The sequence below is a fragment of the Neorhizobium sp. T25_13 genome (assembly GCF_002968675.1).
Classification (GTDB): domain Bacteria; phylum Pseudomonadota; class Alphaproteobacteria; order Rhizobiales; family Rhizobiaceae; genus Neorhizobium; species Neorhizobium tomejilense.
Window position 1 is genome coordinate 391,729 of record NZ_PVBI01000004.1, and the last position, 11,703, is coordinate 403,431.

13 protein-coding genes are annotated in these 11,703 nt (G+C 62.3%); 9 read left to right on the forward strand and 4 right to left on the reverse strand.

Annotated elements, in window-relative coordinates:
• The first annotated feature begins 15 nt into the window (after positions 1-15).
• Positions 16-900, forward strand: a complete 885-nt coding sequence (locus tag C5J22_RS11995) for a polysaccharide deacetylase (protein ID WP_105438392.1) — start codon at positions 16-18, stop codon at positions 898-900.
• Between the two features lie 69 nt (positions 901-969).
• Here the strand turns inward: C5J22_RS11995 and C5J22_RS12000 are convergent, their stop codons facing one another.
• Positions 970-1,899, reverse strand: a complete 930-nt coding sequence (locus tag C5J22_RS12000) for a LysR substrate-binding domain-containing protein (RefSeq protein WP_105438393.1) — start codon at positions 1,897-1,899, stop codon at positions 970-972.
• 102 nt (positions 1,900-2,001) lie between these two features.
• Between C5J22_RS12000 and C5J22_RS12005 the strand changes: the two genes are divergently transcribed.
• Positions 2,002-2,907, forward strand: a complete 906-nt coding sequence (locus C5J22_RS12005; protein WP_105438394.1) for a DMT family transporter — start codon at positions 2,002-2,004, stop codon at positions 2,905-2,907.
• A 56-nt stretch (positions 2,908-2,963) separates the two neighbouring features.
• Here C5J22_RS12005 and C5J22_RS12010 read toward each other — a convergent pair whose 3' ends face one another.
• Positions 2,964-3,548 (reverse strand): DUF922 domain-containing Zn-dependent protease, encoded by a 585-nt coding sequence (locus C5J22_RS12010; protein ID WP_245440354.1) that lies wholly within the window; start codon positions 3,546-3,548, stop codon positions 2,964-2,966.
• A gap of 213 nt (positions 3,549-3,761) precedes the next feature.
• Here C5J22_RS12010 and C5J22_RS12015 point away from each other — a divergent pair, with 213 nt between their 5' ends.
• The 7 genes from C5J22_RS12015 (at position 3,762) to C5J22_RS12045 (ending at position 9,675) form a co-directional block, all read left to right on the forward strand.
• Positions 3,762-4,079: a hypothetical protein gene (locus C5J22_RS12015; RefSeq protein WP_105438396.1), complete on the forward strand. Its 318-nt coding sequence runs from the start codon at positions 3,762-3,764 to the stop codon at positions 4,077-4,079.
• 66 nt (positions 4,080-4,145) lie between these two features.
• Positions 4,146-4,781, forward strand: a complete 636-nt coding sequence (locus C5J22_RS12020; protein WP_105400665.1) for a TetR family transcriptional regulator — start codon at positions 4,146-4,148, stop codon at positions 4,779-4,781.
• A gap of 94 nt (positions 4,782-4,875) precedes the next feature.
• Complete coding sequence (locus C5J22_RS12025; protein WP_105438397.1) at positions 4,876-5,718, forward strand: metallophosphoesterase; 843 nt, start codon at positions 4,876-4,878, stop codon at positions 5,716-5,718.
• Between the two features lie 22 nt (positions 5,719-5,740).
• Positions 5,741-7,036 (forward strand): ABC transporter substrate-binding protein, encoded by a 1,296-nt coding sequence (locus tag C5J22_RS12030; protein WP_105438398.1) that lies wholly within the window; start codon positions 5,741-5,743, stop codon positions 7,034-7,036.
• A gap of 81 nt (positions 7,037-7,117) precedes the next feature.
• Positions 7,118-8,068 carry a carbohydrate ABC transporter permease gene (locus tag C5J22_RS12035; protein WP_105438399.1) on the forward strand — a complete coding sequence of 317 codons (951 nt, stop codon included), beginning with the start codon at positions 7,118-7,120 and terminating at the stop codon, positions 8,066-8,068.
• Positions 8,058-8,921, forward strand: coding sequence for a carbohydrate ABC transporter permease (locus C5J22_RS12040; protein ID WP_105438400.1), 864 nt, complete (start codon positions 8,058-8,060; stop codon positions 8,919-8,921). Before C5J22_RS12035 ends, C5J22_RS12040 begins: the two co-directional genes overlap by 11 nt.
• Position 8,922: 1 nt before the next feature.
• Positions 8,923-9,675, forward strand: a complete 753-nt coding sequence (locus C5J22_RS12045; protein WP_105438401.1) for a tyrosine-protein phosphatase — start codon at positions 8,923-8,925, stop codon at positions 9,673-9,675.
• A gap of 37 nt (positions 9,676-9,712) precedes the next feature.
• On the opposite strand, the gene C5J22_RS12050 is transcribed toward C5J22_RS12045, so the two are convergent.
• A complete protein-coding gene (locus tag C5J22_RS12050; RefSeq protein WP_105438402.1) occupies positions 9,713-10,684 on the reverse strand; it encodes a S1C family serine protease in 972 nt (323 codons plus the stop codon).
• A 99-nt stretch (positions 10,685-10,783) separates the two neighbouring features.
• Positions 10,784-11,578, reverse strand: a complete 795-nt coding sequence (locus tag C5J22_RS12055; RefSeq protein ID WP_105438403.1) for an NAD(P)-dependent oxidoreductase — start codon at positions 11,576-11,578, stop codon at positions 10,784-10,786.
• Positions 11,579-11,703: the final 125 nt, after the last annotated feature.

The following is an 11,703-nucleotide window of genomic DNA, read 5'->3' on the forward strand; positions in this document are numbered from 1 at the left end:
AAGGGAGAACGGGATATGGAACCCTGGGAGTGGGACGAGGCCACCTGGCGCGGCAAGGTCAACAGGGTGCGCGCCGGTCGCTCGCTGAAACCGAAAGCCTGGAACGACGGCGCGCGTTGCGCGGTCGCCCTTTCGTTCGACAGCGACCATGAGACCAACGAACTTCGCGACGGCGGCGAATCGATCGGCCGCATGTCCCAGGGGCAATACGGCAACCGCATGGGCGTGCCGCGCATCCTCGAAACGCTGAAGAATGCCGATGTCCCGGCGACCTTCTTCGTGCCGGCGGTGGCAGCCCTTCTCTACCCAGATGAGCAGCGGCGCGTCATCGCCGAAGGCCACGAAATCGGCCTGCACGGCTGGATTCACGAGGTGAACACCAAGGTGCCCGCCGACAAGGAACGGGAACTGCATTTCCGCGCCGCCGATACGCTCGAAAAGATCACCGGCATCCGCCCTGTCGGCATGCGCACGCCCTCCTGGGATTTCTCGCACGAGACGCTGAAGATCGAGCGCGAACTTGGGTTGATCTACGATTCCTCGCTGATGGCCGACGACGATCCTTACGAACTGGTCGAGGACGGCGAGCCGACCGGCATGGTCGAACTGCCGGTCGAATGGATCCGCGACGATGCCGTCTATTTCAACATGAACCGGTTTACCGCGCTCCGCCCCTACACCCCGCCGACCTCCGTGCTCGACATCTTCAAACGGGAGTTCGACCGCGCCTATATCGAAGGCGGGCTGTTTCTTTTGACCATGCACCCGCATGTGTCCGGTTACCGCTCGCGCATCTTCGTGCTGGAAGATCTGATCAGGCACATCCAGGGCCACGAGGGCGTCTGGTTCGCCACCCATGCCGATATCGCCCGCTTCGCCAGGGAGAATGGCGGCGAGTGAGCCCTCCAGCCCAAGCTGAGCAGATTACCGATATCGGCGGTATTCAGTGCATACGGTAGGTGCCTAGGTTTATCCCTTTCCCCGTCCGGGCGCGATGAAGGCTGCAATCGCCGTCTCGTCGAGCCCGGCCTCCTGAAGGAAGCGACGGGCAAACTCGGCGGCGGAAGCTTTCATCGCGTCATTCGGGCGGATCAGGTGAAAGGCGACGTGGTGATCGATGCTCCTGTCGGACACTGCAACGACCCGGCCGGAGGCAAGCGCGGCGTCGGCAAGCGGCGGCCGGGCGAGCGCAATGCCGAGGCCATGCGCGCAGGCGTCGATCACCAGGTTATAATCCTCGAACCGCCGGTCCTGCCCGCGCGGCACGTAATCGACGCTCTCGACAGCCAGCCATCGCCGCCAGGCCTCGACATTGGAATCGTGCAGGATCGGCAATTCGAGCAGTGATTTTGCATCGGTGCGTCCGCCGAGACTCTCGGCCACCGCCGGAGCGGCGATCGGCACGAGTTTCTCCTGCCAGAGCGGCAGGCTGCGCACGCCGGCCCATGGCCCCTTGCCGCAACGGATCGCCAGGTCGATGCCCTCGCTGAAGTCCGCCAGCCGATGTTCCAGTATCACCTCCAGGTGGATATCGCTGGCCTCCAGCTTCGGCATGCGCGAAAACAGCCAGAGCGAGGCGACCGATGGCGTCACCGAAAGCCGGACGACCGCCTTGTTTCGGCGGGGCAGCCACCGCTCGTCCGTATCCCCGAGCAGGGCCAACGCTTCCTCAGCGCGGGCGAAAAACCGTGTGCCTTCCGGTGTCAGCGTCACGCCGCGGGCCTCGCGGGAGAAAAGCCGCACGCCCATCCAGCGCTCTAGCCGGGATATCTGCCGGGAGACGGCGCCATGGGTGACGCCGCCCTCTTCCGCCGCTGCCGAAAACGATCCGAGGCGCGCGGCGCGGGCGAAGGTCTCGAGCGTATCAAGTGGTGGCAGAGTCTGCGAGCTGTGAACCATGCGCACATATGATCATCGATTGCGTTGCTTTTCAAGCATGGATGAGAGGCGCTAAATCCCGACTTCAAGTTTTGCCAGACTTCAAGTTTGAGGGAGAAAGAGATGAGCACGGTCGCCATGAGCACGGGAACGGATGAAAGACAGGGATTTGATGTGATCGCCTTCCTGGCGATCCTGGTAACCATCGTTTTCTGGGCCTCGTCCTTCGCCGTGATCCGTATCGCGCTCGGGCCGCTGACGCCGATCGAGCTCGCCACGGCACGATATGTTCCGGCCGCCTTGATCGCGGTCTTCTATCTCGCAATTGCCCGGCCGGCTCTTCCGGCCAAGGGCGATATCCTCCGCCTCGTCGTCGCGGCAGTGCTCTTCATCGCCGCCTATGCCGTTCTCCTCAACATGGGCGAACGAACGGTGGCGGCAGGCCCGGCGAGCTTCATCATCAACACCATGCCGGTCTTCACCGCACTGATCGCCATTTTCGCGCTCGGCGAGCGGTTCGGCCGCTGGGGCTGGGTCGGAACGGCGATCTCCTTTGCCGGCGTGGCGCTGATCGCAGCCTCGGGGGAAGACGGCTTCGATCTCGATCCGAACGCGATCCTCATCCTCAGTGCCGCCCTCTGCTCGGCGATTGCCAGCGTGCTGCAGAAGCCGATCCTCGGCCGCATGCCCGCATTGGCCGTCACGGCCTGGCTGATGCTGATCGGCTCCATCCCGCTGTTGCCGGCCGTACCGTCGGCCCTGCAGGCCCTCGCCGCCGCCCCTGCCGAGGTGAACTGGGGCATCGCCTATCTCGTGCTCTTCCCGACGGCGATCGGTTACGTCACCTGGGCAATAGCCCTGAAGCGCCTGTCCGCAGCCCGAGCCTCCAATTTCCTTTACGGCGTTCCTCCGACCGCAACCCTGATCGGTTTCCTCTGGCTCGGCGAAGCGCCCACCCTGATCGGCGCGATCGGCGGCATCATGGCGATCGTCGGCGTGCTCGTCGTCAACGTCATGCGCAGGAGATAATTCGCCAACAGAAACAGTATTTACCAGCCGATTGATGAATCAATTTCTGCGGTCCGTCATTTACCGGCGCCGTTCACGAATTGGAGAATGAGCTGGTGGACATTGCCGCCCTCGCTCATCTCCATCCGATCGTAATCGTTGCTGCGCTTCTGCTGCGCCTTCGAAATCTCGCCGAGCTTGGCCGTCAGTTCCGTCCTGATTTTCGTGCATTTCGGGTCATTGGCGACGCTGAGCCCCACGCTCACCCGCTCGATCTCCTTCACCATGTCGATGATGATGACGCCGTGGACCAGTTCGTGCTTGTAGACGCCGGCGATGAAGACATCCCATTTCTTCTTCAGATCGGGAGCAAGCGCCGATGCGGGTTTTGGCAACGTGTAGGTGATGATCAGCTTCGGCCGCGCCGAAACCAGCGTGCAGGCGCCATCAGTCTGAGGTCGGTAATCTCGGGTCCAGGTCAGCTTGAAATTGGTGTGGGCGATGGCGCGCACTTCCTTGCCGATCTTGGGGCCGCGCTGTCCGATGGAAGCATAGAGATCGACGCCGGAATCACCGGTCACGGGATAGGTCTGGATCTGCTCCACCGGCTGCCATTGGCTCTGCGCCGATACATTTATCGGCACCAGGACGAGACAAATCATCGCCCGGAGAATTCCTGCACCTATCCTCACCCGCATCCTCCCGCTTCGATCGCCGCAAAACTAGGGAGACGACGCCGCAGTTTCAATTGGCCAGATATGTTTCAGTGAACGCTATACATTACAACTTTGGTTCCAGGCCCTTGCCATATTTCCCTCGAAATGAATGATGACAGTTGCGTGACAAGACGTTCTGATTTGGTGCTGGAGAGTTCAATGGGAGAAAAGCGAAAGGTCTACGAGGCGCTGGTCGACGGCGCCATGGAAGGTCTGACCGACGAGGCATTGTTTAAATTTGTCACCAAACGTTGCCCGAAGACATCGAGCAAGAAGATCGTCAGGGCGGCCCTGCTCGGGTTGAGCGATCCGCACCTGCGCGACCGGAACATTCTGGATACAATCTACGCACTGGCCATCAAGCACCGCATGGACGAGTTCCGGGACGGCGAGGATGGAGATGACGAAAGGGACAGCTGGCCCGAGCCTTTCGCCCGGCCTCTCGACAAGGAAACGGCCCGCGCCGACCTGGCCTAGTCGGCCGCCTGCTGTCATCCGCCCTACACAAAATCTGCCTAGACTGCGGTTGTCGAGGGTGAGTTCATGCACGGCCGCGCCAATCTCACAGCCATGAGGCTCATGGATGCCTGCGAGCATCTGCTTTGCGAAGCCGAAGCTTTCGAGGATCTGACCGCCCGGCGGATCGCCATCGAGGCACATGCGACCCCTTCCGCCATCAGCTACCATTTCGGCTCCCAGGAAGAACTTGTCGCAGCGGTCGCAGAGCGTGTCTATCGGCGGCTCAATGCAGAACGATTGAGCCTGCTCCGCAAAGCCGTCGACCGGCGGGCGCCCGATCCGCCCGATCTCGATGAAGTCATCGCAGCTTTGGTCGGTCCCTCGATCCGCTGGAGCCTCGACCCGACCTCCAGCTATCCGGTCCTGTCGCATTTCACCTCGATGGCGAAGACCCACCGGGAACGCGCACCGCACTACCGCCGCATCATCGATAACGTCGAACATCACCGGGCTTTCGTCCCGCATCTGAAGCGGATCGCGCCCTGGCTCGACGAGGTCGATATCGGCTGGCGGCTCAATTGCGCACTCGGCATCCGCTCGCAGGTCACCCGCTCCCGCTCGCGCACCGAAGTGCTGACCAATTACGGCATCGACCTCGATGATCCGGACATCGTCATCGCCCGCATGGTCGAGGTGATCGCGCCGATGTTCCGCCGCTGAACCGGTTTCGAACGGCATTCGAAATCCGTCACGAGCAGGAAACAAACCCCTTCTAACGGTCCTCCTGACGAAACCGTCATCATGGAGGCATCCGGTGCGACGCGAAACGACATTCATCCATCTGACCGATCTGCACATCGGCACCGCCGACGACAGCCACCTCCACAGCGACACGACCGAAACGCTGCGTCAGGTGCTCGATCTGATCGCGACCGTAACTCCGAAGCCGCAATTCGTGATCGCCAGCGGCGATCTCACCAATCGCGGCGATGCGGAAAGTTTCCGTCGGCTGAAGGAGATCATCGACGCCAGGATCGATGTTCCGGTCATCTACGCGCTCGGCAATCACGACACCCGCCCCGGCTTCTACGAGGGCATGGGCATCGAGACCGACGATCCGGATGCACCCTACGACCACGACACGATCATCGACGGCATCCACATCGTCACCATCGACTCGACGACGCCCGGCCTGATTGGCGGCACGATCGATCCGGAACAGTTCGACTGGCTCGCCTCGACGCTCGACAGCCATCCCGACCTGCCGAAGCTGATCGTCGTCCACCACCCGCCGGCGCTCGGCGAGGAAGCGGATGCCGCCCATTGGCGGACGATCCACTTCCCGCAGTCGGAACGTTTCCGCGAACTGCTGAAGGGCCGCAACATCATCGGCATCCTCAGCGGCCATATCCATCACGACCGCGTCTCGGTCTGGCATGGCATCCCGGTGGTGGTCGGCACCGGCCAGCACGCCGCGACCGATATCCTGCGCACGGACATCCTGCGCATGGTGCGCGGCGCCTCCTTCGGGATCGGCACCATCCGCCCGTCCGGCCTCACCATGGCCTTCGTACCGCTGCCATCCGACCGCGCCGAACTCAATACCTATCCGCTGGAACTTCTGATGGCCCGGGCAATGCCCGTCGCCGCTGAATAACCCTCACCCGGAGACACGCAAAATGCTGCGCAGAACCACGCTCAAGCTCATGGCGTCACTCACCGCCGCCTCGATGTTTCCCTTCGGCGTTCTTGCCGAAATGCCCGCCGCGGTCGACAAGCCGGTCACGATCAGCTTCTACAACTACAACCTCGCCTCCGCCGGCATCGGCTCCGAGGCCACCAAAGAACTGATCGCTGGTTTCGAGAAAAAATTCCCGAACGTGAAAGTCGAGACGATCGCCGTGCCGTCGAACGAGATCATCAACCGCGTCCAGGCCGATATCGTCGCCGGCAAGCAGCCGGACGTCGCCCAGTTGACCTTCCGCGACCTGATCTTCATCGCCAGCGACCTTGGCGGCAATGCGCTCGAGGACATGGTGAAGCCGGCGGAACTGAAAGACCATCTCGCCGGCATGATCCCCAAGGGTCTCGAACTCGGCAAGGTCGACGGCAAGACCTATGGTCTCGCCTATACCTTCTCGACGCCGGTTCTTTATTACAACGGCGACCTCTTCAAGCAGGCCGGCCTCGACCCGAACAACCCGCCGAAGACTTGGGCCGACGTCAACATCGCCGGCAAGGCGATCAAGGAAAAGACCGGCAAGAACGGCTTCTTCCCGGGCGCCTACGGCCCGAGCGACGGCACCTTCGTCTACCAGGCGATCGTCATGTCGAACGGCGGCAAGGTGCGCGACGGCAACAAGCTCACATTCGCCGACAAGAATGCCGCCGAGGCGGTCAAGATGCTGCGCGACATGGTCGATAGCGGCGCCCATGCCAGGATCGATCCGGCCAGCGGCTCGGACACGTTTGCGGCCGGCAATCTCGGCATGTTCATCTATACGACTGCGGTGCTTGGCTCCTACAAGAAGGCCGCCCAGGGCAAATTCGACCTGCGTATCGCCCCTATGCCGTCCTTCGGCGAAAAGCCGACCGCTCCGACCAATTCCGGCAGCGCCCTGTTCGTCTTCAGCAAGGATCCGGCCAAGCAGCGTGCGGCCTACGAGCTCCTCAAATATCTGACGAGCAAGGAAGCCTACACGATCATCACCAGCAAGATCGGCTATCTGCCGCTGCGTCTCGATATCGTCGACGACCCGAACTATCTCGGCCCCTGGGTCAAGGAAAACCCGATGTTCCGCGCCAACCTGGAACAGCTGAACCGCCTCACCGCCAACGTCGCCTTCCCCGGCCCGAACTATCGCCAGGTCGAGAAGATGATGATGGACTCGGTGCGCGAAGCCGTCTTCGGCAAGGGCGATCCGATCACCACGCTGAAAGCCGCCCAGGATCAGGGCCAGGACCTGATGCCGTAACCGTTACGAGGAGATGCCGGGCGGGTCTCGCTTCCCGTCCGGCGTCGTTGCCCTCTCGCGGTCCTTTCGGGGGAAAATTCCATGACCGATATCCAGGCTGATCTCGCAAGACCGCTCATCCTTGCCCGAGCGTCCACGGCTGCCCGCCAGCGTGGTACGTTCACCGTGCAGCCCTGGCTCTATCTCGCACCGGCGCTCTGCCTCCTGATGATGTGGACCTATGTGCCGCTGGTCGAGGCGTTCCAGCTCTCCTTCTACCAGTGGAACATGCTGCCGACTTCGCCGCAGCGCTATGTGGGTCTCACCAACTATCAGCGCCTGTTCGCACTGCCCGAGATGCGAGCCGCCCTCTGGAACACGCTTTTCTACATTCTCGGCCTCTTCCCGATGTCGGTGATCATTCCGCTGTTCGTGGCGATCTGGACCCAGGACCTCGAAGGCCGAGCCCGCACGATCTATCGCGCGCTGATCTTCGTGCCGATGATCGTCGCGCCCGTGGTCGCTGCCATCCTCTGGCGCTGGCTGCTCAACGAGGATCAGGGGCTGATCACCCTCGGCCTGGAGTCGATCGGTCTCGGCCGCATCGGCTTCCTGACCGACCCGAACTACGCGCTCGCAACGCTCACCTGGATCACCGGCTGGAAACTGATCGGCTTTTCCACCCTCCTGTTTTCCGCCGCCAATGCCGGCATCAATCCCTCCTATATCGAGGCGGCGCGCATCGACGGCGCCAGCCGCTGGGGCATCATCCGCGATATCCGCCTGCCGCTACTCTCGCCGACCATCCTGCTTCTGTCGATGATGACGATCCTGTTCGGGGCGCAGTGGAGCTTTGCCTATATCAACGTGCTCACCAATGGCGGCCCGCTGAAATCGACCACCAACATCTTCTACCTGCTCTGGGAATACGGTTTCCAGACCATGTCGGCCGGCTGGAGCTCGGCGGCCGGCATGATCGCCTTTGCCGGCTTTGCGGTTATTGCGGCGGGATGCATGTGGCTGACCAAGAGGTTTGCGATCTATGACAACTGACGTTTCACCCGATCTCGCCTCACGCGCGTCTAAGGGTGCCAAGTCCGGTGGCGCCCGCCGGCTTGCGGTGCATGCTGTGATGATCCTCCTGTCTTTCCTGTCGATCTTTCCGATCTACTGGATGATCGTCACCTCGCTTCGGCCGGAAAACGAGATCTTCTCCACCTCGCTCTGGCCCAGCAACCCCTCACTCGAGAACTATGTCTTCGTGCTGACCCGTATTCCGATGATCGGCATGCTGGTCAACACCACGATCGTATCCGCGGCGACCGCCATCCTGCAGGTCGTGACCGGCCTGTTCGCGGCCTATGCGCTGGTGCGCTGGCGCATGCGGCTCTCCGGTGTCATCCACGGCCTTATCGCGCTCTCCTGGCTGGTGCCGTTCCAGGTCACGATGATCCCCAACTACGTGCTCGCCTCACGGCTCGGCCTCCTGGATACGCTCACCGGTCTCATCGTGCCGAATGCGGCGCATGCCTTCGCGATCCTGCTCCTCTACAACGCGATGCGCTCCTTCCCGACCGAGATTCTCGAAGCCGCGCGCATCGACGGAGCCGGAAGCTGGAAGATCCTCTGGCAGATCGTGGTGCCGAACATGGGCGCTCCGATCGCCTCCCTGTCGATCATCGCCTTCATCTCCGCCTGGAACGAGTATTTCTGGCCGCTGCTGCTCTCGCGCAAGCCGGAGAATTCGGTCGTCCAGATCGGCCTGCAGATGTTCATGACCCAGGAGGGCAATCTCTGGGGACCGCTGATGGCGGCCGCCGCACTCGCCAGCCTGCCGATCCTGATCATCTATCTGGTCCTGCAGCGCCACGTCATCGAATCCTTCATGAAATCCGGAATCCGCTGAGATGTTAGCCCCAGAAAACGCGCACGAACGCCTGATCGCGCTGGAAGGCGCCCACAATGTCCGCGACCTCGGCGGTTACAGGATCACAAACGGCAGCCTGACCCGCTGGCGTTCGATCCTGCGCGGCGACGCATTGCATCGCCTGAGCGCGGCCGATATCGAAACCTTGCTGGACAATGGACTGGCCACCGTCATCGACCTGCGCAACGCCCACGAGATCGCCGTTGAAGCCAACCCATTCGCGGGTCATGCCGAAGTGCGCTACCACAACACGCCGCTGTTTTCGGCGCTGGCACCGGTCGAGATGATGGCGAATGCCGTCTTGAGTTTCGACATGGGCGATCGTTATTGCCAGGCGATCGACGACTGCCAGCCGGCGATTGCCGAAGTCCTGAAGACCATTGCCGACGCGCCGGACGGAGCGGTGCTCTTCCATTGCAGCGCCGGCAAGGACCGCACCGGCGTGATCTCGGCACTGCTGCTTGCCAATGCCGGCGTCGATGAGGCAACCATCGTTGAAGACTATGCGCTGACGGCAACCATCTCCGGGCCGCTGATTGCAAGGCTACGGGAACGGGCACTCGGCCGCGGCACCTCGCCCGAGCTGGTCGATATCGTTCTTGCCTCGGAGCCACGCAGCATGCGGCAGGCGCTGGACCATATCCGTTATCGCCACGACGGTATCGGGGCTTATCTCTCTTCGCTCGGCTTCGATGAAACCGCCCGGGAAAGACTTCGCAACCGGCTGGCTTAGGGCCTCGAGGACGAGAGCCTGAAGAGAAACAGCATGCTCAGCTCTGCGGCCGCGCGGCCGGAACCAGCACGCGGTCGACGATCCGCGAGTCGAGGTCGTACACGGAGATCGGCGTCTCCTTGCCGATCCGGGTCCCGTCCAGCAGACGGATCAAATCATCGGCGCCACCGACGGGCTGGCCGTCGATGGCCAGGATGAAATCGCCCTCCTTCAACCCCGCCTGGTCGGCCGGGCTGCCGGGATCGATGCGGCGAATGCGCACCGTCGTCTCCTGCAACATGCCGGCCTTCACCGCGACGCGGCGCGGCAGAGCGGTCGTATCGACGACGATGCCGATAAAGGCGCGCCGCACGTGGCCGAAGCGCAGGATCTCCGAGACGACGAAATTGGCCGTGTTGGAGGCAACCGCAAAGGCGATGCCCTGTGCGCCGCGGATGACCGCCGTATTGACGCCGACCACCTCGCCCGAGGCCGATACCAGCGGCCCGCCGGAATTGCCCGGGTTAAGAGCCGCATCGGTCTGCACGACGTCGTCGATCAACCGCCCGGTGGACGACCGCATCGAGCGACCCAAAGCCGAGACGACGCCTGATGTCACCGACCAGTCGAAACCGAGCGGGTTGCCGATCGCGATGGCGATATGGCCGCGCCGCAGTTTCTGGGAATCGCCGAGCCGTGCCCAGGCCTGCACGTCCATGTCGGCACGCACCAGCGCGATATCCGTGTCGGCATCGCGGCCGAGCACGCTGCCCTGCCCGACAGCACCATTGGCACTGCGGATACGGACGGTCTTGGCGTCGGAAACGACGTGGTGGTTGGTGATGATCAGACCGTCGGGCGAAATCGCAAAGCCCGACCCGTGGCCGCCTTGGCCAGCAACGCCGCCGAGCCGCTCGATGCGGCTGACGGCGGGGCCGACGCGGTCAACCGCGCCGGCAACCGTCTCCGAATAGGCGTCAAGAAGCACGCTATCTTCGGGGACGGGAGGATTGATATCGATAAATCCCATCACAAGAACTCCGGAAACACCTTCCCGGAAGAGGGAAGGTTGTAGAAGAAGCTGATGTGGTGGGCCTAAAAGGCGGAAACAAGAACCCGCCGTGCGGGCTCAGTCCTCCGCGAAGATCGGGTCCTGGGTGAACATCCCGCCCTGGTAGACAGCGGCCGGAGACGTCGGTTCCGGGCGTCCCTTGGCATCGAGCTCGGCGCGGAAGCGTTCGGCATTGTCCTTGGGCTTCCAGCCGAGATAGGACGCGTGGGAATTGTCCCACCACTTGCTGTCATTGTCGGAAATGCCCCAGATGATCGGGCAGCCGAGCATCGGCGCACGGAAGACGCAGTCGATCAGCGACACGAAGTCGTCATAAGACATCCAGCCCGACAGCATGCGGTGGTTGATCGGCTTTTCGAAGCAGCTGCCGATCCTGACGAGCGCCGTCTCCTGGCCGAATTTCTCGAAATACATGCGCGCCAGAGCCTCGCCGAAGCATTTCGAAACGCCGTAGAGACCGTCCGGCTTCATCGGAGCCTTGACGTCGATATGCTCGTCCTGGCGGTAGAAACCAACGACATGGTTGGAGCTGGCAAACAGGATGCGCGGCTGGCCATGTGCGCGGGCGGCTTCATAGAGATTGTAGAGGCCGAGCAGGTTGGCGTTGAGTATCTTCGAAAACTTGTCCTCGACCGAAACCCCGCCGAGATGCAGGATACCGTCGCAGCCTTCGACCAGCTTCATGACGGCGTCGGCATCGCCGAGATCGCAGACGACCGTTTCCTCATTGGGACCGGCTGGACCGAGATCGACGATATCGGAGAGGCGAAGCGTTTCGGCAAAACCGGCGAGACGCGAGCGCATGGCGCGTCCGAGGCCGCCGCCGGCACCGGTGATCAAAAGTCTTTTCAAGAAATCATCCTCCGAAAGCGGCGCATTGGCCGCGGCAATCCAGTGATGGCCAGTCTGTCGGCCAACTTGTTCGTGACAAGCGTCGACACTTATCATACATGTTGATGAAACGTGGTCAATAAGTT